This window comes from Lentisphaera profundi, assembly GCF_028728065.1.
Lineage (GTDB): Bacteria > Verrucomicrobiota > Lentisphaeria > Lentisphaerales > Lentisphaeraceae > Lentisphaera > Lentisphaera profundi.
On record NZ_CP117811.1, the window covers coordinates 1539140 to 1564681 of the forward strand.

Here is a 25542-nt window from a genome sequence, read left to right on the forward strand (position 1 = left end):
TTTAAAATTACTTCAAAAAAAAATTAATTATAAAAAAAGGAAACAAAAATGAAACTAAAATATTTATCAACATTACTCTTACTCAGTCAAGGTTTATTTGCGCAAGTCGCAAGCAATGTCAGCCTTTACTCAAACGTCAAAGGTGATTTAGCTATAAGTTCTGAGGCTTTTAATCAAGGGAAAGCTGCCTGTAGTATAGATCTAGCTGGTCAAGGGAAGTTACAAGCTAATCAGGTGGGCTCAAAGGGCTATGTAATTTTTCGCTATCAGGCAAAAGACTGGTGGGATGCTCATGAACCTCATTTTAATGTGGGCTTACCTTTTGAGTTTATTAAGGAGACCAATGAAAAGACGGTTCGTAAAGATCGCTTGCACGACAGTCTTAAGAAGCGCGAATTGAATCTAACTGTAGATGGTCAAGAAGCTGGTTCACCAAATCAAGCTGGGAACTTGTGGAAAGCTAACAAAGAGATCGCCGCTTATTGGGATTTTAAAGTGACAAACGAAATGCCCAACTTAATTACTGTTGTAACAGCTAAGGCGGGAGTAGGTGAATTAGCTATTGCCCCTCTTGATGATCCAAAGAACAAACAAATCATCACGAGCATTAAAGAAGAGCAGGGTGCCTGTATTATTCAATTTAATGCTAAGGGGAACTTTCGCCTTTATCTTCAACAAAGAGCTTACGCTGATAAAGAAGAACAGAAAAAGCGTCCAGCGGCCAATATCTCGGTCATTTTCTTAGATGAAAAAGCTCAAAAGAAAGAAATAAAAACAATTTCAATTTAAAGGTCAATTCTTAGGTAAGAATAATGAAACTTAACAATACTTCCCTCAGTCACATACGTGGTTTTAACTACCAACCTTCCTTTGCAGGTCACGGTATTCCCCGTTGGTTGGATCGTTTTAATGCTGCAACAATTGAAGAGGAACTGCGCCGAGGGATTGATTACTTTCCTTGGTACAACACAACGCGAATTTGGTTGTCGATAGATGCCTGGTGGGACAATCGTGAACTCTTTTTGCGTAACCTGCAAAAAGAAATCGAGATCAATCGCAAACTTGGCCTAAAAGTTATTCCTGTCTTATTCAATGGTTGCCCAGGTATTCCCGTTTTTGGATTTTTTACTTCAACCGATGCGGATCGCATCTTAAAGTGCAAACATCCCGATGAAGGTGGTCACAACTTGCGTGTGCTATATTTGGATTACGTCAAGGATATTGCTGAATTGTATGCAAAGGATGATATCATTGCTGCATGGGATTTGTGTAATGAACCAGGGCTGGAATACAAAGAAGAAGGCAACTTTGTTCGTGAAGCGATCTTCCTGCTACTTGAAAAATCAGCCGAAGAACTGCGTACACATGGTGTTCAGGCGCCTATTGGAGTCGGAAACTTCGGGCCCGTTCGTGATGATGAGCGTGTGCTTGACTTTGTGGATTGTATTATGACGCATCGTTATTACGTGCCTCATTGTATGACCCTTGAGAAATTCCGTGAGAATGTAAAACAAACCGTTGATTTTTGCAATGAGCACAATCTACCTTGGTGTGTAACTGAATGTTCTTGGGGTGCTTGGGATGATGAAGAACGTGCGAAGAACATCCCTGGCTTAAGTGTTTTCCTTGAAGTTGGTGCTGGTATCGTTCCTTATATTCTTTCTGAAAGTCCCTGTATGGATGCCCATGGCAAAGAAGCCGGTGTACATTATGGTTGGGGTGCTCCAGAAGATCTTTGCTTTATCCGCAGAGATGGTCAGCTTCGCAAAGGTCATGAAGTGATCAACGATGTAGTGGCTCAGTACCCAATCGAAAATAATCCTTTTGAAACATCAGCGGATGCAAATGCACCCTACGATAGCTTTCGACCTGGTAAAGTGTGGAATGATGTAGATGGCAAACCCATCCAAGCCCACGGTGGTGGTGTCATTAAAATCGAGGATACCTATTACTGGTATGGTGAGAATAAAGACGCTGAAACAACGGTCAATTCCTTGGGAACAGCACGAACTCCGCTAACTGGTGTATCCTGTTATTCGTCCAAAGACCTCTACAACTGGAAGTATGAGGGCTTGGCTCTAGAGGGTGTAAACGAAGAGGGCCATGAATTGCATCCACGCAATGTTTTAGAGCGCCCAAAAGTTCTTTATAATGATGCGACGAGTAAATACGTCATGTGGTTCCACTTGGATGCCGAAGATTACTCTTGGGCAAAGGGTGGGGTGGCCATTTCTGATTCACCAACGGGTCCTTTTGAATACCTAGGCAGTATGCAACCTAACGATAGCATGCTCCGCGATATGACCTTGTTTAAAGATGATGATGGTAAAGGCTATCTGATTTACACATCAGAAAATAATTCAACGATGCATATTTCTTTGCTGGATGAAAGCTTTACCAAACCCGTGGGTGAACCAAATCGAATCTTAATCAACATGGTTCGCGAAGCTCCCGCAATCTTTAAGAAAAATGGCTATTATTATCTCTTCACATCCGCTTGTACGGGTTGGAACGATAACCGTGCATGGTTGACCACTGCAGAAGACCTCATGGGCGATTGGTTTACCCTACGTGGTGGTGAATGCCTAAAGGGAAATCCCGAACACCAGGCTACGACTTTTGAATCACAAAGTACCTTTGCATTAGTGGTTCAAAATGAGGAAAAAGAAGATCAGTTCATTTTTATGAGCGATCGTTGGAACCAAGATGATTTAGGCGATTCTCGTTACCTTTGGTTGCCCGTCGAGTTCGATGAGAAAAATAATCGTTTTGCTCATGTGGTTTATCACGATGAGTGGAAATTAAATAAGTAGGTTAATTATGTCTAAACCCAATGTTTTATGGTTGATGAGTGATCAGCACAATGCCAATTGTACTGGCTATGCAGGTAACCCCAATGTAAAAACGCCCCATCTCGATGACTTGGCCAATGAGGGTGTAGAATTTGAACAGGGCTTTTGTAATAACCCGATCTGTAGTCCTTCGCGCTTAAGTTTTATTACCGGCTTATACACCAATAATCACGGTTATTTGGGCAATAGAAATAATGACGTTACGACTCCTAACCCCAATACTCTCTCAAGCCTCTTTCGACGTTTTGGTTATCAAACGGGACTCGTTGGTAAGAGTCACATGATTACGGGTTGGGACAAAGAGGGCTTTGAATACATTCGTTACACGGATATGTGTGATGCAGATGATAATGATCCCCATACTTGTCATTACTTCGATTACTTAGCACAGCAAGGTCTAGCAGATCATTACGAAGAGGGCACACCAAAGGAAGGGCAACAAACCCTTGATGGTTCACAGCCCGCATCTTTGCCTTATAAACACTCGATTGAGCACTACACGGGCAATAAGAGTTTGGAGTTTTTGGAAAACCGCGATCAGGATCGTCCCTTCTTTTTAAAGATGAGCTTTCAACGTCCCCATGACCCTATTACGCCGGCTCCAGAAGATTTCGATATGTACAATCCAGACGATATCGTTTTGCCAAAGAGCATTAGTGACTTATTTGAGAATAAGTTTGCTGGTAAACCACAATTCATGCAAGATTATGTGGCCAATCCTGGCGACTACCCCATGTGTGTGGCGGATGAAGCTAAACTCAAACGTGCCTTGGCCAGTTATTATGCTTTGATTACCAAGGTTGATGAAGAAATTGGTCGCGTCATTGATCACCTCAAAGAAACGGGTGAGTATGATAATACCATCATTTTTTATACAGCTGATCACGGTGATTTTGCTGGTGAGCATGGACTCTTTTTAAAGAATCTTGGCATCTATGAATCGATCCATAAAATTCCATTCTTACTCAAATGGCCTGGTGGTCCAACAGGGGTAAAAAACAAAGAATTAGTTGAATCAGTTGATTGGTACACTACCCTATGTGATTTGTGCAATATCCAGGCGCCAGACAATGTGGATGGCCGCAGTTTAGTTCCTGTAGCTAAGGGTGAAGCCGAAGGGAGTGATGCGATTATTTGCGAACATCACGCTTGTACGGCTATACGCACTAAGCAATACCGACTGGTTTATTACCGTGAGACGGGTGAGGGTGAGCTTTACGATCGCGGCAATGATCCAGATGAATTACACAACTTATGGTCCCATGAAGACTACCAAAGTATTCGCATGGATTTGATGCAAGAGGTACTTAATTACCACATGCGTTATCAGCGCAAAACCTACAATGAACTGGATCAAATTATTAATAAAAAAAGAAAGCATACCTTTTCCGCACTGCTGCAGAAAGAGAAGGCTTACTACAGTGATCTAGTAAAAGTCTATGAAACAAAAAAACCTTGGCCGCCTCAGGCTAAATAAAAGAGTTAAATAAGATGGATTTTACTTACAAAGATGGAGCTTTTTCCTTAGTGGATCAAGAGGGCAATGGTTGGAGAAATTTACAATTTGAGCTCAATGGAGTCTTAAGTTCTCAGCTAAATGAATTATTCAATACTCTATCTGATCAAGGTGGCACTGTGCTGTTGTCGGGTTCTGGCTATCAGGAAGAAATTAATTTTACGCTTGATAAGAAAAGCAATAGCTTGGTCTTGAGCCGCAGTATCATCAATACTTCTGAGCAAGCTTTGGAACTGCAATCAATCCGAGATGGAATCTTGGCGAGTGACGCTGAACTGTGCTACACAAGACCGATAAAAGTGATTGATTATTATCGAGTGCGTTACTTCCATTCATCCAATATTAAAACGGAAAAATATCCCCGCTTTCGCGTAGAGCATCCCTACCTCAAGTGTATTCCCTATGAACCAGTACACATCAATAGTGACGAAGCGAATCACTTTCCGGTTTTTGCCGTAGAGTTTGATCGCGAGCATTCAGTTGTTTTAGTCCAAGGGGATTTAAATCAAGTTAAGTTTGAGCGCTCGTGGAACTTGGGACTAGAAGGTGAGTCCGATAGTAAGTTTATCAAAACTTATGAAGGCTTACAAAAGTACACATTGAGTGATGCCTTTAGTTTAGCCGCAGGTGAGAGAGTTGAAGTCTCTCGAGTCTTTTATCAATTAAAGTACGATACTCACCCCCAATATGCCTTCGATGATTATGTAGCGACACTTAACCAGCATCATAACTTTCAAGGTAAGAATTCAAAGATGTTGCGCGAAGGCGTATTTTGTACTTGGAATTATGGTACTTTTGGCAATATCACAGAGGACTTGATTCTAAATCGAGCCAAGGCCATGGCTGAAAATATGCCTAATTGTACTCATTTCTTGATCGATGATGGCTACCAGGCATTGCGCAATACCTATAATAATCCCAATGCTGGTATCGATTCATTTTACCCTGTACCAGTTGAGGGCTACGATAAAGAAAAGTTCCCCAACGGTATGAAAGTCGTGGCCGATGGCATTCGTGACTTAGGTTTAAAGCCCTGTATTTGGTTGTCGCCAAAAGTTTACTTGTCCTCACCCTTAGCTAAGGAAAAACCTGAGTGGTTACAGAAAGATAAAGATGGTTCAGTTCGAATTCTTGGTGAATCGAGTTTTCTTGATTTATCCCACCCTGAAGCCAGAGATTTCTATTTAAAAGTCCTTGATGCGCTCTTTGTTCAGTGGGGTTTTGAGGGTGTGAAATACGATTTTATGACTCAGTGGTTCTTGAAAGAAGATAGCCGCTTTGGCCATAAAAGTGGTATAGAATGGCGTGATTTTGCCTTTAGCGAAATCCGCAAACGCATTGGCGATGATGGCTTTTTTATGACTTGTATTGCCTTTAGTGCAGGCAATCCATTCCCCGGTTTAAATGCAGATTCCTATCGTTGTGGTTTCGATATCCACGATGGAACCTGGAGCGAACAAGTTAGGGCTTGCTCGGGTACAATGGCTCAAACCATGATCAAAGGCAAAGACACCTTCCTCCTCAATATGGATAGCCTTGGCTTTGGTGACAATCCGGAAAACGAACAGTTTTTCCGTCTCAATTGGTGCTACATTACCCAGGGAATCTTGGAGTTCGGAGGCAAATTAGAAGAGCATAGCCCAGAGCAGTTTGCTATTTTTAACAAGATCTTAGAAAATGCTGATCGTGGCAACAAGGTTAATGTACTGGATGACAAAGCCTTCACGGGTGAGCCCTTACCAGAGATCTTGCAGGTGCGCTACGAAGATGACGGTCCAATGAAACAAGCTGGTGTAAAGCAACACATTTCCTTCTTTAATTGGTCTAATGAAACAAAACTTATTTCCGTATCTTTAGAAAAAGCAGATCTAAATGGAAGCGAAACCTTCAGCGACTTCTGGAGTGATCAGGACATGCAAGTCAATGGTAATTTTCTTTCCGTCGAACTTACTCCACATTCCTCAAAACTTATTCAGGTAAAATAATGACCCCTCTTATTATGGACATGGTTCACCACAATCCAGGTGAAGCCCTTTTTGAAACACCCTTTAATGAGGCGGATTACATAGCTGAAATTGGCTATAACTCCAAGGCCTATTTTTTGTTTGAGTCTCCTAGTTTAGCGATTGATTGGCGCAGTGTGGATGTGGATGTATTTCCTCAGGGATCTGAGTCAGAGAAATGGTTAAAAGCAAAACGAGAAAGCATTCTTGCGCAACACGCAAAATGTCGTGCTGCGGGCTTGGCTATTTATGCTCAAGCGGACATGGTGCTCTTTCCCAAAAGCCTCATTCAAGCCTACGGCATAGAAAAAGAATTTGGTGATCCAAAAAATCCTCTTGTGGTTGATTTGATTAAGAAGCAGATTGCCGAATCATTTGAACAATTTCCCGATTTAGATGGTTTTCTCTTTCGTATTGGCGAAACTTATTTACACGATGCGCCTCATCATCAAGGCGCCATTAAGGATAAAGACAACACCCAAGAAACCATCATTCCTTTGATCAATTTGTTACGCGAAGAAATTTGCGTAAAGCACAAGAAAAAATTGATTTTTAGGTCTTGGCTAAGCTTTGATCGTGACCCCGAGCAATACGCTCTGATTAATCAAGAAGTTGAACCCCATGAGCACTTAACTCTAGCCGTTAAACACTGTGAAGATGATTTTCACCGTGGTACGGCTTTTAGCCGAATAATCGGGCAGGGGCGCCACCCCCAGATCATTGAAGTTCAGTGTTCTCGCGAGTATGAGGGCAAGGCTGCTCACCCCAATTATATTGCCGCAGGGGTGATCAATGGTTTTGAAGAAAATCTCAATCAGGGTTTAGATATCTACTCTCTTAAAACTTTTGTGGATCAGAAGCCAGAGCTTTATGCAGGGGTTTGGACCTGGTGCCGTGGTGGTGGTTGGAATGGGCCCTTCGCAGCTAATAAGCTGTGGTACGAACTCAATGCCTGGGTTATTGCCACTTGGGCCCAAGATACCAGCCAAAGTGAAGAACAGGTCTTTGAGCGTTATTGCAAGGAAAAACTCAATTTAGACCAGGCGTCCAGCCAGCATTTTAGAAAGCTTTCTTTATTGAGTTTAGACGGGGTCATTCGCATGCGAAACACCCTGGAGTGTGACGTGGACTTGTGGTGGGCCAGAGATATGGGCTTTGGTTGGCCTAAGTACATTAAGGACGATCAAGCGACCATTGAAAAGTGCCTAGGATTAAAAGATGAAGCCGTAGCAATTTGGCAGGAAATGTGTTCGCTAGCCGATCAAATTTCTTGGGCAGATAATGAAATTGCGGACTTCGCAAAAGGCTCTGTGAACTATGGCTTGGGCGTGGCGATGATTTATCGTTCGCTCTTTTATACTGATGCAGCTCTACGCAATGAAGATCCCGAAGCCATTGTTCAGGGCATTGCAGATTATGATCAAGCTTGGGATTTTTACGAATCATTACCTAGTAAGTTCAAAAATTTATCTACTCAGTATGAGAAAGATTATTGTTTACACTTAGACCCCGCCGAAAATGTAATCCAGAAACTTAAAAAGAAATACAATGTTTAAGCTCTACGAAAAAATGGATCTTTGGCCGGGTTCTCCACAGAAAGCGACTTTGCAAAATTTCGCTCTTGAAAATGGTGAAAACTTACCAGCTTTCTTGATTTTACCCGGTGGAGGTTATCAGCGTTGTGCCAAGCACGAAGGGGCTCCCATAGCCGCTTGGCTCAATAGCTTGGGCATCAGTGCATTTGTCTTGGAATATTCTGTGGCACCGTCTCGCTATCCTCAGCCCTTGATGGATGCTCGACGTGCCATGCAGTTCCTGCGTTTTCACGCCGAAGAATTAAGGATAGATGCCCAGCGCTTGGGGGTGATGGGCTTCTCGGCTGGAGGACACCTGGCCGCTAGTTTGAGCAACCTCTATTCAGAAGTCAACCAAGATTGTGATGATGAATTGGAGAAGGTCAGCGCTAGACCGGACTTGAGCGTTTTGTGTTACCCCGTAATTTCTTGGGGAGAATTTGCTCACCTGGGTTCAAAAGAGAATTTATTGGGCCAGCAAGCCAGTGAGCAATTAGTGGCAAAAACCTCCATGGAAAATGCGGTTCACGCAAAAACTCCTCCAAGTTTTATTTGGCATACGGTAGAAGATGCAACCGTGCCTGTTGAAAATGCCTACCTCTATGGCATGGCTCTACAAAAACATAAAATTCGTCATGAACTCCATGTTTATCCAGATGGTCGTCACGGTTTGGGCTTAGCCAAAGATCTAGCTCGAAGCAGTAATCAAGCCAGTCAATGGTGCCAAGCCTGCGAAAAATTCCTCTACAAAGAAGGGTTTTGATATAAAGTCATGAATGAATCCATGACTTTAATTTTTTTTCTAAAGATTAAAATCGAAGTAATTGGCAGCGTTGTTGTAGGAGATGTTGGCAATCATGGGGCCGACTAATTTGAGGTCGGCTGGGACTAGGCCTTTTTCCATATCTTTACCAAGAATATTACACAGGATGCGGCGGAAGTATTCGTGGCGAGTGTAGCTCAGGAATGAGCGACTATCGGTGAGCATTCCCACGAACTGGGATAGGGAGCCAAGTTGTGAGAGAACTTCGATTTGATTTTCCATGCCATCTTTTTGATCGAGGAACCACCAACCTGAACCAAACTGCATTTTGCCCGCAGCTGAACCACCTTGGAAATTGCCAATCATTGTGCCAATCACGTGGTTATCACCGGGATTGAGGTTGTAGATGATGGATTTGGCCAATTGATCACTGGAATCCAAACGATCAAAGTAGCGACTCATTGCCAAGGCCGTATTCGGTGTGCCAATGGAGTCAAAACCCGTGTCGGGCCCAAGTTGTTTATACATTCGGGTATTGTTGTTGCGGATAGCGCCATAATGAAATTGCTGTACCCAGCCCTTTTCGTGATTCCACAGACCAAAATGATACATCATGCAAGATTTGAATTGCAGGTCTTCCACTTCACTAACTGTTTGGCCAGAACGGACTTTATCAAAGATTTTTGCGATGTCCGCATCGCTGTATTCGCTAGCGTAGAATTCATTAATGCCGTGATCGCTTAAGCGGCAGCCATTATCATGAAAGTAGTCTTGGCGAATTTTTAAAGCTTTGAGGTAATCGTCAAAGCTATTGATTTGGAAATCGGTGATCTCTTGGAGTTGAGCATACCACTCAGTAAAGACTTGGCTTTGATCCACTGCCATGGCTTTGTCAGGGCGCCATGTAGGGAGAACTTTGACTTGAAATTGATCGGCAGTAATTTGTTTGTGCCAACGCAAATCATCAATGGGATCATCTGTTGTACAGACAAGCTTCACTTTGCTCTTTACCATTAGTTGACGTGCGGAAAAGTCATCTGCTTGAACAACTTTGTTGGCCTCGTTCCAAATTTCCTCGGCTGTATCAGGTCCTAGAAGTGTATCGATATTGAAGTAGCGCTTGAGTTCTAATTGCGTCCAATGATAGAGAGGGTTGCGCAGGAGTTTGGGCATGCAATCGGCAAAGGCTTTAAATTTTTCCCAATCACTGGCATCACCAGTGCAAAAGCGTTCATCCACGCCATTAGTGCGCATGGCCCGCCATTTATAATGGTCGCCATAAAGCCAAATTTGAGTGATGTTTTCCCAGCGTCTATCCTCGGCAATTTCTTGGGGAATCAAATGGCAGTGGTAGTCAATGATGGGCTGATCTTTTGAAAACTGGTGATAAAGGTCTTTGGCGTACTGATTTTCCAGTACGAAGTCGTCGTGAATAAAGTTCATATAATGTTCCTAAAAATTAGTCTATTTTAATAAAGATTGCTGTATCAACAAATCGATTTGTACCTGTATTCGCAATGAAATTTGCTTAATTTGTTTTTTGTCAGATTGACTTTTGGCTGCTTGCTTTGACATGACTTTTCTCTCCTTATTGAGCCTGACACTATCCTTAATATTTGACTTGAGCGATGATACCAATAGTGATTAATGCTTAGCGCTTTCCTTTAACCAAAGAATGTTGCTGACTATTCTTGGGTAGTAGAGGCTGCCAATGGCTTTGCCGGAAGTGAATTGATCTGAGCAGGCGTGATATTTGGCGCCTTCCCGTTGCCAGCGTGCGTGAGCTAAATCAGCTTGTGCCGAGGCCTCTTTAAGATCAATCTTTAGTATTTCACGAGCGACGTATTGGCAAATGGAGATCTTGCTCATCCAAGAGTTATCCGCAGTTGAGGATAGCTTCCAGGCCCCGTCGGGGTAGAGGCAGGTATCTGTATTGTGAATATTGTTAAAGTGGCGTTTGAGCACCTTAATGTAATCACCAAAAGGACCATTTTCGGAGCAGTATTCTTTGGCGCCAAACTCCCATGGGTAAACCAAGGCCTCGATGGCTGGAATGATAGCACTCTTGTTGTTATTTTCTAGAACGGCGGGGATAAAGCCTAGGTCTTCATCATAGCCTGCGCAAAGGGCCTTGGCCGTTAATTCAGCAGCCGAGAAGGCTTCTTCACTCACTTTTGTATCGAGATCTTTAAAGAGCTTGTGAATGATGAGGTAAGATGCCCAGGCTTTGCCAGCCAAATAAATATTGTTGCGCGATTGACCGAGTGAATGATCTAGTGAATCATAGGTGCTTATTTCTCCGCCACCCTTAGTCATAGAACTTTCAAAAGACATCAGTCCATTGCGTTTTTCGGGGTCGGGATTGTCGCGGTTGAGTAAGCTGGTTAAACAATCTTGGAAGATGCCTCGGTGACGAGTAAAGAAGTCCGCATCTTTGTTTTGGCCAAGGTAGACCCCAGCAGTCAATACCCAATTACAGAGTTGCTCATAAGTCATGAATGAAAAGCACTTGCGATCCAGTCCAGAAGTCTCGTAACTGGAGAATGGTTCAGGACTGAATTGATTGGCAACCCCCATGTCGTGGGCAAAAGAGACGCCGCCAGGATAGAGCTTTTCGGGGTTCTCAGGTGAAAAGACTTCATCGTAGTAACGGTAGTGAGAAACAAAGTTTTCTAGAATGTTTTTAACCGTCCAAGGATTAAATTTAAGCTCAAAGAAAAGCATATCGATGGTTAGGTCAAAGGTGTTCATCATCAGATATTCACCTTCATTGACCACCCATAGAGGCTTGTCTGATTCAATGAGAAATTCTGTAGAGCCATAGTAGCTTCTAGTTGCGTGGGCGATGAGGAATTTTTGTTCATCGTTCAGGTCTGTACGCGAGCTCAGTTCTTCGTCGCGCTTTGCGGCTAGCGCAAAGTAACGATCTTGTTCCGACATGGCATAGTTGATGACATGTTTAATATCGGCAAAGAGCTTGGTGTAGTAGTATTTACTCGTACGATTAAAAGTGGCTTTGTTTTCTAAATAATAAGCTACGCACAGAACTAATTCTTTTTGTGCTCCAGCTGGGACTGTGATTTCTAGACCACAGGTTTGACCCAATAAGAAATGAGAACGACTATGATCGCGGTCCAAGGCTGTATCGTGGGTGAAGTCCATGAAGGATTTTGCTTCTTGATTTGTGGTCGCCACAGCTAGTTGATCACGGCTCACACCGCCTATGATTTGTCGATTATTGTCATTATCTAAAGCAGTCCATCTCGTGTCTGGACTAAGGGCAAAGAAGCCTTGCCAGTCTTCTTGACTTTGATTGTTGAAAGTCAGTCGCACTAGGGTGGCAGGGCAGCTTGCAAAACGCATTTCATCATCACTTGCTTTTGCGGGGTCAGGGATGCTATCAAAGGGAGAGATGACCTCCATTTGCACGCCCGGCGCCGAGAATTTATCGGTGGCCCAGAGGTATTCGCGTTGCATATTCTCTTTTGAAAAAATCACATCGGGAAGAGGCTCGGCATTTTCGTCACTCACATAGCGTTCTTTTTCACTTTCGAGTTTATCAAAGAAAGGGAAATAATGGTATTGGCCAGATGCAGTGCGGTAGCCTACTAGAGTGGCGCCCTCTGCAACGGATCCTTTTTCTGATACGGCACCACTATTGGCGTGGTGCATACCTAGGGTAAAAGAGCTGTGAGCTCCCATGGGGGAGTGTTGAGCATGAAAGTCGGGATTTTCAGGTATCATAGTGATATGTTTCTTTGGCTTTTAGTTTGATGGTCTGTTTTTGGCCATTGAAAGTTACGATGACTTCTTGATCAAAGTCCGAAAGGAGTTGGAAGCTTGTTACTTTTTCATCTTGCCACTCTATACAGACTTGGACTGACCCACGAGCCTTGAGGCCAGAGACTCGACCTGTGGCCCATTGCTTAGGTAGACAGGGCAGTAAATCGATGCGTCCTTGATGGGATTGTAGGAGCATTTCTGCTACCGCAGCAGTACCGCCAAAGTTGCCATCAATTTGGAAAGGTGGGTGATCGTCAAAGAGGTTGGGTAGGGTGGAATGACTTTGCAGGGCGTGGAAGTTTTCATAAGCCTTTTGCGCATTGCGCAAACGAGCAAAGAAATTGATGATCCAAGCGCGACTCCAGCCCGTATGACCTCCACCATCGGCGAGTCGACGATCCAGGGTAACTTTTGCGGCCTGTGCAAATTCAGGTGTTTTTTCGATGTCGATTTCATTACCTGGGTGCAGAGCAAAGAGTTGTGAGATATGGCGATGACCTTGTTCAATTTCATCCCAGTCTTCACTCCATTCCATAATTTGGCCGTGCTTGCCGATTTCTAAAGGAGGAAGTTTGGCGAGGATGCTGTCGTAATCTTCATTCAAATCTTTACTTAGGATTTCAGAAGCTTCCTGGGTCGCGAGAATGATTTCGCGAATGATGCTGTTGTCCATGGTGGGGCCCGCACAAATGGTGCCGTATTCACCATTGGGAAGCAAGTAGGTATTTTCCGGTGAGACTGAAGGAGAAGTCACTAATTGGCCCTTGGGATTCTCACAAAGGAAGTCCACAAAGAAGAGGGCTGCATCGTGGATGATGGAGTAAAACTGTGTTAAGAATTCACGATCTTGAGTGAATTTATAGTGCTCCCACAAATGTAGCGCTAACCAGGCCCCGCCCATGGGCCAATAAGAGGCCGTTACATTGCGATCCGTTGGGTAGGTGTCGTAGGTATTATCAGTATTGTGATGACAAACAAAACCACGACAATTATACATTTTTTTTGCGGTTTCCTGACCGTTGATATGGAGCTTTTGCAACATGTCGAAAAGGGGTTCATGGCATTCGCTTAAATTACAAACTTCAGCAGGCCAGTAATTCATCTGAATATTGATATTGATGGTGTATTTACTGCCCCAACTTGGAGAGAAACTATCGTTCCAAATGCCCTGTAAGTTTGCCGTCATGCTTCCCGGGCGTGAACAGGATATAAGCAGGTAGCGACCAAAGTTAAAATAGAGTTGATCCAGTACCACATCACTGGAATTATTTTGCGCTTTGCGCAAACGTTCATCGGTAGGGAGGTTTTGATTATCTTGATGAGCGATTTCAAGTTTTACACGACTATAGAGCTTTTGGTAATCTTCGGTGTGACGAAGAAGGGCTTCTTGCCAATCAAAGTTTTTCTCTAGGCTCTTTTTGAGTGAAGTCATGGGTGAATTCTGTCTCACTGAGGTGTGACCACAGATGGCGATGAGTACTTCGTCGGCATCTTTGATAATTAGGCTCTCGCCAATTTTTTTACAACTTCCACCTTGTACTTGAGTGCGTAGACCAGCGACAAAATCTATACCTTCAGAGGAACCTGTTCTGCCTTCGATAAATAAACTATTTTCTAGAGGACTACTCACTTTGTCGTAATGACGAGTGGAGTACATGCTGGCATCGCCGCGCTCAATACGCAGTTTAACATTGATGGATTGTTTTTCGGAAGCACTTAAACGCAAATATATGAGGTCATCGGGAAAGGAACTGATGAGTTCACGCTTATATTTAATTCCCGCTATCTCAAACTCAGTGGTGATGATGGACTTCTCTAGGTCGAGACTTTTGCGGTAATCGCTAAAAGCAGCTTGATAGATTTTTCCATAAGCTAAATCCATGGGATCAAAATTGTCGGGATCAACCTGCTTGTAAGCTTGCTTAGAATATTTTTGCGAGATCAGTAAATCAGCTAAGGGCTCATAATTGCGCATGATGGGGGGAAGGCCGGTGACCGCTTCTTGTGTGAGGGCTTCGGCCTCACTGAGTTTTCCATCAAAAATCAATTGACGGATTTTACTTAAATTAGCTAGAGCATCGGGGTTTGAGCGGTCGCGGGTACCACCATTATAGAGGGTGTCGTCATTGAGGGCGATGCGCTCTTCGTCGATATCGCCAAAGACCATGGCGCCTAAGCTCCCATTACCTGCAGGAAAGGCTCGGTTCCAATCAGCCCCGGCGGGCTGATGGTGGAAAATAGTTTGTGTTTGCATGGATCTACTTCATGGAAGGGACAACAATACCCTTCAAGATAATTTTTTGTGTTGACAGGAAGACGATCATCGTGGGGATAGAGATGACCACAAAACCAGCACTTACGATCCATGGTGATTCTTTCCACCATTGTGAAGCTTGATACATCCAAACGGCAAGGGTCCACATGTCACTATCCTGACAGATGATCAGTGCCCATTCCCAGCCATTATAAGCGCTGATAAAAGCTGATATACAGTTGATGGCTAGGATGGGTTTAACCATGGGCATGGCAACCATTTTAAATATTTGCAATTCGCTTGCACCATCAATCGTAGCGGCCTCGTACAGTTCAGAAGGTAGAGAGTCAAAAAAACCTTTGAGAATAAAAATAGCCATGCCATTGGCCGCACCAGGAAGAATCAGGGCCGTAAAGCTATTGAGTAAATTCAAATCTCGCATTAAAAGGTAGGCAGGGATAGCAGAAACCATCGCAGGGAAGGCCATAGTTGCAAGCATAAATAAAATAACTTTACTTTGCCCAGGAAGATTGAAGCGGCTTAGGGAATAGGCACAGATTGGATTGATAGTTAAAGTGGCTATAATGGTGAGTAGAATCAAGACGAATGTTACACCTAAAGCTTTACCATTGAAGATTAAAAAGTCGAGGATTAGGCGATAGTTTTTGAAGACCGGAGTTGTGGTCATTGCCCCTTCGTTCTTTAAAAAAGTCGATGTGTAGGCAACTGCTAAGGGAGGAAAGGCCTCTTCGATAAATCGAAGATCCCAAGCATAGGCCTGATTAATATCCTCTAAGCTACCATATTTATCCATAAGAAACTTTTGGTAAGAGATTTCGGAAGAAGTTTTTTGGTGGTATTTTAAGTCCAAAGACTTCATGAAATTCATCCAAATATCACGTGTGTTTTGCTCTTCTTTAGTGAAGCCCGCAGGAGCGGAACCCGTAACTTTGAACTCTTCCCAGCTAGTATGATTAGTTCCGAGAAGTTCATTGGCAATGCGGATAACCTTAATTTCACTTTTCAAAAATTGAGTATAAAGCTTTTGAGTTTCTCTAGTGACTTTGAAAGAGCTCAAACGCAAAGGATATTTTGTTTGAATAAAGTAGACCCAAAGCTTCTGTATCTTGGGAGCAAAATTTTGAGGAATAGGGAAGGGCGTCGTATTGAGCTGAGTATAGTTAGTTCCCGCTATATCATTGTATTCCGTGATGGTGATTTTTTTTGAAAGGGGTAATTCGGCAATTTCCTGTGCCATTTCGTTGTCATTCAAGAAGCGGTACCATTCTGCACGTAACGCAAAGGGGATAACCATAGAGGCGGGGGCCTCTTTGGCTTTGAATTTTTGCCAAGCTTCAAAAGTTTTTTTGTCAGCATTCTCGCTGACTGGAAATTGGAAATCTAAGCCTTCTTGTGAGCAAAAATCTTCCCATTTATCTTCAATACCAGGTACAAACATCTGTTTGCGATAAGCATCTTTTATTTTAAGGTAATCAACATATTTAGGTTCCATTGCAGGTGGGTACCAAGATGGAAATTCCATGGGGTATTTACTCTCTGAAATGAACTTAATAGAGTAGTAAGTGGAATAAGGGGTTTGCCAAGTATCCGACAGAAGCTTAAGAGAAGCGGCACGCAACTCTTTATCGGATAGGTTCTTGTCCTGAGGATTTTGTTCCAAATACTTTTCAGTGTAGTAGTGACGGAGGAAGTCTAAGGCTTCGATTTGTTCGACTCTCACTTGGGTGTCTATCATGGGGTATGAATCCATGAATTGAGAGTAGTCCTGAGCCATCCGTTCATGAACATCGCTATTCGAATGAAATCTGTTTAAATGCTTGAGTGCAAACTGATCTGAGATTTCTGGATCTTCACCTATCTTCATCCAGGAAGACCAATTATCTGGAGCGTCAGGGTAATAGGCTCGGAACTGACGGTCCCATCCTCGGTAGTTATTAAAGTACTTAGTTAGTTCCTTAACATAACGATCTTCTTGTGAGTAGAGGAAGCGTGGTACAGGGCTAAAACGGTGATAATCAAAATCATTGGAGGCACTCCCTCCAATGGTAATCAGGAAAGGGACTACCATGCTGATGCCCATGCATGAGAGTAAAAGGTAGAGGCTGATTACATAAAAACGATTTTTCCAATGCTTACGGCCTACGGTTGGTAAATGTGACATATATGTTCCTCCTATTTGGCTTTTTTGTATTCTATTTTACCGAGGAATTTGATCTGGAAGTATGTGAATCCGATCAAGAGAGAACCTAGCACCCAAGCCATGGCGGTAGCCATACTAAAGCGCAGATTATTGTAAGCTTCTATCCATATTTTTAATCCCACAACGGTTGTGGACTCGCCTGGTCCACCAAAAGTCATCAGGAAGATATTACCCATGTTTTGGAAGGTGCCGATGAAGGCACCGACAAAGTTGATGATGATGAGGGGTAAGATGCTTGGCAGAGTGATTTTTTTAAACTTCTCAAATATTGTGGCTCCATCAATCTCAGCAGCTTCATACATATCACGAGGGATAGATCCCAAGGCGGCGAGATAAATGAGTGAAGCCATGCCCATGGAAGCCCAAACAGTTGGAACTACTACACAGACCATGGCTAATTGCGGATCTTGTAGCCATTGCTGGTGGTCGATGTTGACGAATGGTAGGTGATTCATAAGCGTAATGATTTGGTTAAAGAAACCCTGAGGAGTAGGCTCGTACATAAGTTTCCACAGAAGGGCAATGACTAAGCCTGATGACATTTGAGGTAAGAAAAACATGGTGCGGAAAAATATTTTGCATTTGGGAATGTCGGTCAACATTACCGCTAAGAGGATGGGAGCGACAAAGGCCAAGGCCATATTAAGTCCCACAAAATAAAAGGTTCGACCAATTGAGTCCCAGAAACTCTTATCGAGGAAGAGAGCAATAAAATTGTCGAGCCCCACAAAAGGGGATTCCCCTGTGATTTTATAGTCCTGAAAGGCCATAATCATACCTTTGAAGAGGGGTAGTAGGACCAAAGAGCAATGAGGATGAGTGCGGGTGCGACCATACCCCAAGCGAGGTATTTGTTATACACGTTACGAGAACCTGCTTTTTTAGCTAAATTCGAATTATCTTTTTTCAGGCTATTTCTAACAATTTTGATCATTAAACAGATCATAATAATGACAATAATAGCAAAAACGATTCTCGCATTAGGGCGGTATTTGTTAAGCTCATCATCTGTCATAGCAAACATCATACCGCCATTGGCCTTTTTATTCACATGTTTTAAGGCTGTTTGATAATCGAAATTTTCACCTGTTTGTGCAATAATTAAACTTAGGACCTCGCGATTAAGCGCACCATCCACTGTTGACCAAAAACCCATGTAAGGCTCTGTCGCAGCAGCAATTTTTCCACTATCCATTTTTGTGAAGTTATTTTTAATCGCTTGGGGAATCTCCGCCAAATACTCATCATAACCGAGACGTTTTAGGTCGCTGGGCTTAGCGAAACGTGCCATGCCGGAAAGGACTTTTTGTTTGACGGCATTATCGCGCACTTCTTTATCGGAAAGAGCCGTGGCCACTTCCCAAATTTTGTCTCTCTCAGCTTTAGATCTTCTGCTTACGCCCTCGTACATGACGATGTAGTGGTTTTGGATCTGTATAGCCTGAGTTGCATTGGGGCCTGGACCTTTGGGGAAAGGAAACCAAGAAAGGAGATCTGGACTTATATTAACTTTTTGTCCCATGCTGTTGAGGTCATCGGCGAACCAAGTGACCATAGCGGTACGACCATTGGCTAAATAATCGAAGGCGCTCTCACCACGTTGACCTGTTTGGCCAATGGCCGTGCCTGTATAAAGCTCGGTTTGAGTAAATGAAATCTCTTTGCCGTCAACTTCAACAGACCCTTTGGTAAGGTCCTCCTTTGTCAAGTAAATACCTTTACCTGTATCAGGGTGCTTAATCCATTTTTGCCATATGAGGTCGTGATAGAGTTTTGCGGCTTGCGCAGCTTCTGGAGAGTCAAAGTTTGCCTGCCATTCAGAAGGTGCTGAACTCAAATCTTCACCACTGGGGCTTTTGAAACTTATTGCATCAGCTGGGAAAGCAATTTTTTCGCCACTTGTAGGGCTAGTTTTGTACTGTACAATTGGTGAACCACCAGCACTTTGGATCCATGGGAGGAAGGTGAAACCATAGGGTTGTAAACCAATGCCACGTTGAGTGATCAAGCCCGTTTTATCTTTTTGAGTTAGGGCATCGCACCATTGGCGGAATTCGTCCCAGGTTTCAGGTGGATTATTGGGGTTTAAACCAGCAGCTTTAACTAGGTCAGTTCTGAAGATGACCCCCATGGTACTTTTTGTAGCTTGGGGAATACCGTAGATCTTGCCATCATGCATAGCAACTTTACGCCAGAGTGTGGGGACATCTTTCCAACCATCCCATTTAGCTTCGTGATCATCAATCATTCCGTTGCCATCTTCATCTTCCCCAATCCATTCATTGAGTGGGTAAAGAAAGCCATTGCGTACTTCGGAACCGATGACGTGGAACCAAGCTTCGCCAACATCGGGTGCAGTGTCACCGGCAATGGACATCATCAAACTAGCTTTGGCTCCACCACCAGGTAACTCAATTCCACCCCATTGCTGGATACTGATGGTCTTGTCTTTTCGCATTAAATCGATCAAACGTTTAGTCGTGGGGAGTTCTGGTTCGTTGGGTCGGTAAAAAACACTTACGGATACATCGAAAGGCTCAACTTGCGTCGATTGAGCACAAAGTGAACTTATGAGTAATAATGAAATTGTAATAAAATAACGCATCTTATTTTTCTCCTAGGGTTTCTTTTAACCAAATCCAAGCGCGGCGATCAAATTCCGCACACCAATCGTGAGCTAGATTGGGGAGTGTAATGATTTGTTTTTGGCAATTCAGGTTTTTATAAACGGCATAGACATGACTGGCCCATGAAACAGGATCAGTTATACCCATATTCATGAGCACTGGACATTCTATGTCAGCTGAAAAGTTCATCACGTCATAATAGGCAAGGCAAAGGTTTTCTTCACTTTTGTCGTAGTCAAATGTTTCACTATCCATGCCATGATTTTTTGCTTCATTGCTTTTCCACGCGTGAGTGAAATAAGGGTGATTGCCATTGTGGGTGATACAGGGAATGGTAGCGGCAACACGTTTATCTATACTGGCAGCGACAGTGCTGAGTCGTCCACCTTGGGAACCGCCAACTACCACAATTTTACTACTGTCTACATCTGGGCGTTGATCCAGGTAATTTAAAGCCTGTAATACGCGTTGGTGAACCTTGTAGTAATAGAAATTTTTAGGGGCTGAAAAGTCTTCGTTTTTTCCGTAGCCATCGATTTGTGGGTAGTTATCAGTACAGCAGTCTTGACCGTGAATTTGTATATCTAAACTTAAATAGCCATGGCGAGCATGTTCAAGGGGGCGAGGACGAGCAGCGATGCCAGCACCAGGCAGGATGAGCATAGCAGGGAAGGGGCCTTCGCCCTGTGGTTTGGCTAACCAGCCATAGACGCGTCCATTATCGGGCCCTGCAAAGCTTACTTTTTGAGAGTCAACTGTAGGGTGAGTAATGCCGTCAGGGTCGTAAGATTCAGGAAGTGCTGAGTGAGCGAGGTTGTATGTGTTGATGGCTTGTTCATCAAAGGTCTCGAGCTGAGATTCATAGCGCGCATCCAGATTAACTTGATCGATTTCTTCTTTGGCTTTTTGCCAAAACTCTTGAAAGTCCGCTGGTTTTGAATCGTAGAGAAACATCTCATCAGCTTTGTAAGCAAAAGTGGTTGAGCTTGTTTCAAATTTACCGTTACCTAAATCAACACTAATTTTTAAATCGTAAAAACCTGGAAAAAGCTCGCTGGTGTCAATTCTTGTGGAGTAGCGATTACTCAAATTGGCATCAGCCTTTCCTTCTTTAAAAGGAGTAGAGAAGCCATTTCTATGTAAAGTCCAAGTAGAACTTACTGATTTAAGGTTGGATTGCCAAAGGAGGTCAAAATCATTATCAAAATGAAAATCACTGCTATGTGGACTAAAAAATGAGATGACTGGATTCACCGGCGGAGAACATTTTGTTCCGTGGGGTGATGCTAGGTTCAGGTTCAAGGCGTATTCCTTATTAGTAATATAACTTATAACCTATAGTAACCTTTATAAGTAGCTATATCAAATTCATTTCGCAGAAAAATAGCATAAAAAGTCAAACATAAAGAAACTTTAATTTTTGTTAATCGTCTATATATTAACCTAATATAACTGAAGTATCATAAGTGGAGGGTTGAGCTAGATTTACAGCAATCGGTCGTAGTTAAAGGCTTATTGCTATGCTTAGTAAGATCTTCTGTTTTCAAGACTTCTGGATATAAAACACTGAGCTTAGCAATAGCCTCACGGCGATCGGAGGTGAAATTCTATTTAACTTCCAGGACTAGCAATTGATAAACTTTCGTAGATGTTTAATTAAACGCCTTCAACCAGGCCTCTGCCATGATCTTGTGACCGGCGATAGAAGGGTGAACCCCATCGGGCGCCCAATAATTTGCAGGGGCCTTTTTCATAGCTTCATTAAAGATTGTTTGAAAGGGGACGAAAACAGTTTGGTAATCTTCGGCAATTTGTTTGACGATAGCACGGCGTTGGTCCAATACTTCGAACCATTCGTCAGTAATGTGACCGCAGGGGAGGGCAAAGGGTTCACAAAGAATAAATTTAATGTCTGGATTTTTTTCTTTAGTCCAATCCAATAACATGCGATAAAATTGATTAAAGCGTTTAGCATCTACGCCATTTTGATTACTAAATTCATGCCAAATATCGTTGATGCCAATAAGAAGGCTAAGTACATCGGGCTTTAAGTTTAGGCAATCGCGTTTCCAACGAGCGTAGAGATCTACAACACGATGGCCAGAAACACCGCGATTAAATATCTTATAATTGTTCTGTGGTTCATTTGCTAGAAGTTCCCCAGCTAAAAGATTGGCATAGCCCATGCCAAGTTGTTCGTTGTGAGCGGGATTTTCTTTATTGCGATGGCAATCCGTTATAGAGTCGCCTTGAAAGAGTATTATTGAACCTTTTTTGGGCATAGTGTTTCCTTATTTGTTTAGTGTCACTAACTGCTGATAGTGCACTGGTTTTTAAAGTAAAATATTTATAACCTAAATTAACCTAAGAAACCTTCCAATCAAGTGTTGTAAGTGTTAAAATCTCCTTAAATAGAGGCAGCTTCACTTGCTGAATATAAACTTCCCCTTATTTTAATAACTGATTATAACTACCCATGAAAGGTATATCTATGAAAATTACGACTTTGAAGAAGCAGGGCAATCAGCCCATGTACAAACAGGTGGTTGATTGGTTTGAAGACCAATTGCGTTGTGGCGGAGTTCTTCCCGGTGACAAACTCCCCTCTACTGATGAATTAGCCAAGAAAATGGGCGTAGGTCGAAAAGTTATCCAGCAAAGCTTTGAAGAACTATCAGCCCGTGGGTATTTGGATAGGGCGCCTGGAATGGGGACTTTTATTTCACCACATGTAAAGAGTAATACTATTTGTGTTGTCATGGATGAAGAGTTCCTGACTCAGAGAAACTTCGGCTACATGCGTTTAGTCTGTGCGGCAATGAACAAAATTGCGCAAAATTATGATGCAGAAGTTACCTATACGATTATCAATAATCAGAATATCGAAAAAACGAAACGCGACATCGAAGCTCTAGCTGATAATGGTCGTATAAGAGCCGTTTTAAAATGGAATAATGGGCTGGATTTAAAGAAATCTATACCGACTTATACTTATAGTTTGTCGACTGATTTAGTGATGCAAGATACCATACCTTATCGAGGTCTTTCCTACCTAGTAGCACGCTCATGTAAAAAAATCCTCGTCATTGAGAATAGTTCAGTAACTAAAGCTACTCAAGAATGTACAAAAGCTATTTTAGAAGATTTTTCATCGGATATTCAAATTGACCTTGAAGCCGCAAGTAACGCCATTGGCCGTGAGTCTGAACTTCGTGATAAACTGCAGGCTAAGTTGCAGTCAGAAGACTACGATGCCATTTTATCTTTAGACGATAACTTGACGCGCAACATTATTTTGTTTCTTTATGAGATGGGGAAAAAATTCCCCAATGATCTCTACCTTTTGAGTCACGCTAATAAGAACAGTCCAATTGTAAGCCCTGTTGAATTGACCATGCTGGAAAATGACCCCTACGCCATAGCGGAAGAAAGTATCAAAAGAATTGTATCATCCTGGCGAGGCGAAGATTACAAGACCCAAAATTACAAAGCCAAGCTCATCATCGGCAAGTCCTGCGGCGAATAAAATTTATAATGCTTTTATTAATGATCAGGCATCTTTATTGAGTTTTGAAACCTTTTAAGCAAAAAAAAGCACTTACATTTCTGTAAGTGCTTTTTAGTAAATGGTCGGAACGACAGGATTTGAACCTGCGACATCATGTCCCCCAGACATGTGCGCTACCAGACTGCGCTACGTTCCGTTTTGTGCTTAGAGAATAACGTCTTTTTAGCATGAGTCAATCAAAGGTTTAGAGTTTTTGGAGTAAAACTAATTTTCGAGAAATTGAATATGCTCATCTTCAAAAGGACTTCTTTGTACAAGCTCTTTGTTATGAGTACCTTGAATTCAATTGACTGTATTCTATTGTGGTCGAAATTTAAACGAGACAGATATTTGTATACCCTGAAAGAAGCCTGTGAATTTAGCTTAGAAGTCAAAAAAAGCCGTTTTATTGCTCATGCACTTCCGGTTCAAAGCATAAAGCAAGCAACGGATTTTTTCTCAAGTCAGAGTATTGCTTCCGCAAGACATAATTGTTGGGCTTTTAAAGTGGGTAATGATTATCGCTTCAATGATGATGGCGAGCCTTCCGGCACTGCGGGCAAGCCCATTTTGGCGGCTATTGAGTATGCCGATTTGACTAATGTCGCGATTCTAGTCATACGCTGGTTCGGAGGAATTAAGTTAGGTACTGGAGGACTTTGTCGAGCTTATGGTGGCAGTGCTTCTAGTTGCTTAAAAGCAGGTGAACTTATTGAGATTCGCCATTTTAAATCTTATGAATTCACAAGTGGCTTTGATTTGTCGGCACAGGTTCATCACCTCTTTAAAACTTACCCACCAGAAAGTATGGAAGAAACATACCTAGCAAGTGGTATCAATTGGAGCTTCACTTTGGATAATCAATTGTTGGAATCTTTTCAAAATGAGCTCAAACAAATGACAAGAGGTCAAATCACTCTTAAGGAACTTCGCGCATGAGTCGATTAATTCGAGAATGTAAGAATGCATTGAAACAGAATATGAAGCCTGGCTTAGTCTTACAAGCCTTTGCTTTGATTTTAGTTTTCTCTTATTATAATTCTCTTAGTGTACAAGAGAGCTTAGTGAGTTTAACTGAGCTCAAAGAACAAAACCGCTATCTATTTTCAGGTCTCTCAACCACTTTAGCAGCTGGCATCATTCCTTATCTCATTCTTAGCTTGAGCAAACGAGTGAAATTCAATTTTAATGTCTTGCTCTTTATGATGGTGTTTTGGTTTTGGAAAGGAACCGAAATTGAATATTTTTACTCGCTACAAGCGGAACTTTTTAATACCGGAAGCGATATCAGTATTATTATCAAAAAAGTCTTATTCGACCAATTTGTCTTTAGTGCGCTCTACGCAGTTCCCTGTATCGTCATTGTCTATGTATGGAAAGATGCCAACTTTTCTTTTAGGCATTGGAAAGCAGGGCTCAATAATGAACTCTTTAAAGTGAGGATCCCCACGGTACTCGTCTCTAATTGGCTTGTTTGGATTCCTGCATGCTCAGTTATTTATTCGATGCCGACACCCTTACAAGTTCCCATATCCAATATCATTGCTTGCTTTTATGTCTTGATGATTGAAGTGCTGTGTAAGCCTAAAACGGAAGGCTAGTTTTTGTTGTGATTGATGTAAGTCCATAACCATTCTTTGCTATCTTTCACCAAGTTAGCTTTCACAGGGTTTTGCACAATGTAGCTGATCACTGAGCAGAAATGTCTTTCATCTCTAATGAACCGATCCCAGTAATCCTCCATCCATATTTTCTTGGGGAGTTCTAGTGACTTTCCAATACTAGTTTCAACTTTTTCATTCCCTGGGCTCGCGGGCGGCTCGCCCGCATTTCTATCCAAAAACTTTATGATCTTATGAGCGGTAAAACTCTTCCATGAATGTATTACATCTTTTAAAGTATAATTTGCATAAGTCTTAATCAATAAGTGGACGTGATTCGGCATAATTACATAAGCAATTAAATCATAACGTTCACCATCGAAATGAAACCAGTTTTCTACAACTAACTGAGCCACTTCGGGTATCTCTAAATAGCAGGCTCCATAGCCTTGATCTAAATATTTTTCGACAAGTTTACGTTTTTTAATTTCGTCTATTGACGAAGAATCAGGAATAGGGCTAAGCTTATTTGCGGGCGAGCCGCCCGCGAACCCAGCTAAAACATCTTTTGGCAGAGAATCAGCTAAGCGATAAGTAATCATTTGATACTTATTAGCTTGGTCATAGTGAGGTAAATATCCACGATTATGCCAAGCTTCATCATTCTCAAATTCCATTCGTCGGTTCATAAACCCTTTCTAATATTCTATATATTTACAAGACTCATATCTTTATAATCGTCCGTGTGACAACACCTATTCCTTGACCAGGCGAATTGAGTGCTGCGCACTTATGTTTAAT

At 42.4% G+C, this 25542-nt stretch carries 18 protein-coding genes and 1 tRNA gene; 9 read left to right on the top strand and 10 right to left on the bottom strand.

The genetic code is table 11. The features are described 5' to 3' along the window. Positions 1-48 precede the first annotated feature (48 nt). From PQO03_RS06070 to PQO03_RS06095, 6 genes are read left to right on the top strand one after another with little or no spacing between them, the layout of a single operon-like run. Positions 49-789, top strand: coding sequence for a hypothetical protein (locus PQO03_RS06070; RefSeq protein WP_274148708.1), 741 nt, complete (start codon positions 49-51; stop codon positions 787-789). 23 nt (positions 790-812) lie between these two features. Continuing rightward, the gene (locus PQO03_RS06075) at positions 813-2813 is read left to right on the top strand and encodes a glycoside hydrolase family 43 protein (protein ID WP_274148711.1); all 2001 of its coding nucleotides are present in this window, start codon (positions 813-815) and stop codon (positions 2811-2813) included. Between the two features lie 7 nt (positions 2814-2820). Next, a complete protein-coding gene (locus PQO03_RS06080; protein ID WP_274148712.1) occupies positions 2821-4329 on the top strand; it encodes a sulfatase family protein in 1509 nt (502 codons plus the stop codon). Positions 4330-4343: 14 nt separating this feature from the next. Further along, positions 4344-6353, top strand: a complete 2010-nt coding sequence (locus tag PQO03_RS06085) for an alpha-galactosidase (protein ID WP_274148714.1) — start codon at positions 4344-4346, stop codon at positions 6351-6353. After that, positions 6353-7927, top strand: coding sequence for a hypothetical protein (locus tag PQO03_RS06090; RefSeq protein ID WP_274148716.1), 1575 nt, complete (start codon positions 6353-6355; stop codon positions 7925-7927). Before PQO03_RS06085 ends, PQO03_RS06090 begins: the two co-directional genes overlap by 1 nt. Beyond that, entirely contained in the window at positions 7920-8708 is a 789-nt protein-coding gene (locus PQO03_RS06095) for an alpha/beta hydrolase (protein ID WP_274148718.1), read from the top strand. Before PQO03_RS06090 ends, PQO03_RS06095 begins: the two co-directional genes overlap by 8 nt. A 39-nt stretch (positions 8709-8747) precedes the next feature. Here PQO03_RS06095 and uxaC read toward each other — a convergent pair whose 3' ends face one another. The 8 genes from uxaC to PQO03_RS06135 all read right to left on the bottom strand — a co-directional run bounded on the left by uxaC (position 8748) and on the right by PQO03_RS06135 (position 21875). Next, positions 8748-10151: a glucuronate isomerase gene (uxaC, locus tag PQO03_RS06100; protein WP_274148720.1), complete on the bottom strand. Its 1404-nt coding sequence runs from the start codon at positions 10149-10151 to the stop codon at positions 8748-8750. A gap of 201 nt (positions 10152-10352) precedes the next feature. Beyond that, positions 10353-12452 (bottom strand): glycoside hydrolase family 52 protein, encoded by a 2100-nt coding sequence (locus PQO03_RS06105; RefSeq protein ID WP_274148722.1) that lies wholly within the window; start codon positions 12450-12452, stop codon positions 10353-10355. Then, entirely contained in the window at positions 12442-14745 is a 2304-nt protein-coding gene (locus PQO03_RS06110; RefSeq protein WP_274148724.1) for a glycoside hydrolase family 95 protein, read from the bottom strand. Before PQO03_RS06110 ends, PQO03_RS06105 begins: the two co-directional genes overlap by 11 nt. A 4-nt stretch (positions 14746-14749) precedes the next feature. Then, a complete protein-coding gene (locus PQO03_RS06115; protein ID WP_274148725.1) occupies positions 14750-16927 on the bottom strand; it encodes a carbohydrate ABC transporter permease in 2178 nt (725 codons plus the stop codon). Between the two features lie 11 nt (positions 16928-16938). Continuing rightward, positions 16939-17736 carry a carbohydrate ABC transporter permease gene (locus PQO03_RS06120; RefSeq protein ID WP_274148727.1) on the bottom strand — a complete coding sequence of 266 codons (798 nt, stop codon included), beginning with the start codon at positions 17734-17736 and terminating at the stop codon, positions 16939-16941. Between the two features lie 2 nt (positions 17737-17738). Continuing rightward, entirely contained in the window at positions 17739-19571 is a 1833-nt protein-coding gene (locus tag PQO03_RS06125; RefSeq protein ID WP_274148729.1) for an ABC transporter substrate-binding protein, read from the bottom strand. Position 19572: 1 nt separating this feature from the next. Then, positions 19573-20895 (bottom strand): acetylxylan esterase, encoded by a 1323-nt coding sequence (locus PQO03_RS06130; RefSeq protein ID WP_274148731.1) that lies wholly within the window; start codon positions 20893-20895, stop codon positions 19573-19575. 350 nt (positions 20896-21245) lie between these two features. After that, entirely contained in the window at positions 21246-21875 is a 630-nt protein-coding gene (locus PQO03_RS06135) for an SGNH/GDSL hydrolase family protein (protein WP_274148733.1), read from the bottom strand. A gap of 209 nt (positions 21876-22084) precedes the next feature. Between PQO03_RS06135 and PQO03_RS06140 the strand changes: the two genes are divergently transcribed. Beyond that, on the top strand, positions 22085-23119 hold the full coding sequence (locus PQO03_RS06140; protein ID WP_274148734.1) for a GntR family transcriptional regulator: 1035 nt from the start codon (positions 22085-22087) through the stop codon (positions 23117-23119). 101 nt (positions 23120-23220) lie between these two features. Here the strand turns inward: PQO03_RS06140 and PQO03_RS06145 are convergent. After that, a tRNA-Pro gene (locus PQO03_RS06145) sits at positions 23221-23297 on the bottom strand. 194 nt (positions 23298-23491) lie between these two features. Here PQO03_RS06145 and PQO03_RS06150 point away from each other — a divergent pair. Further along, complete coding sequence (locus PQO03_RS06150) at positions 23492-24079, top strand: IMPACT family protein (RefSeq protein ID WP_274148736.1); 588 nt, start codon at positions 23492-23494, stop codon at positions 24077-24079. Further along, positions 24076-24741 carry a hypothetical protein gene (locus PQO03_RS06155; protein WP_274148738.1) on the top strand — a complete coding sequence of 222 codons (666 nt, stop codon included), beginning with the start codon at positions 24076-24078 and terminating at the stop codon, positions 24739-24741. Before PQO03_RS06150 ends, PQO03_RS06155 begins: the two co-directional genes overlap by 4 nt. Here PQO03_RS06155 and PQO03_RS06160 read toward each other — a convergent pair. Continuing rightward, the gene (locus tag PQO03_RS06160; RefSeq protein ID WP_274148740.1) at positions 24738-25430 is read right to left on the bottom strand and encodes a transposase; all 693 of its coding nucleotides are present in this window, start codon (positions 25428-25430) and stop codon (positions 24738-24740) included. The genes PQO03_RS06155 and PQO03_RS06160 overlap by 4 nt on opposite strands. Between the last annotated feature and the right edge of the window lie 112 nt (positions 25431-25542).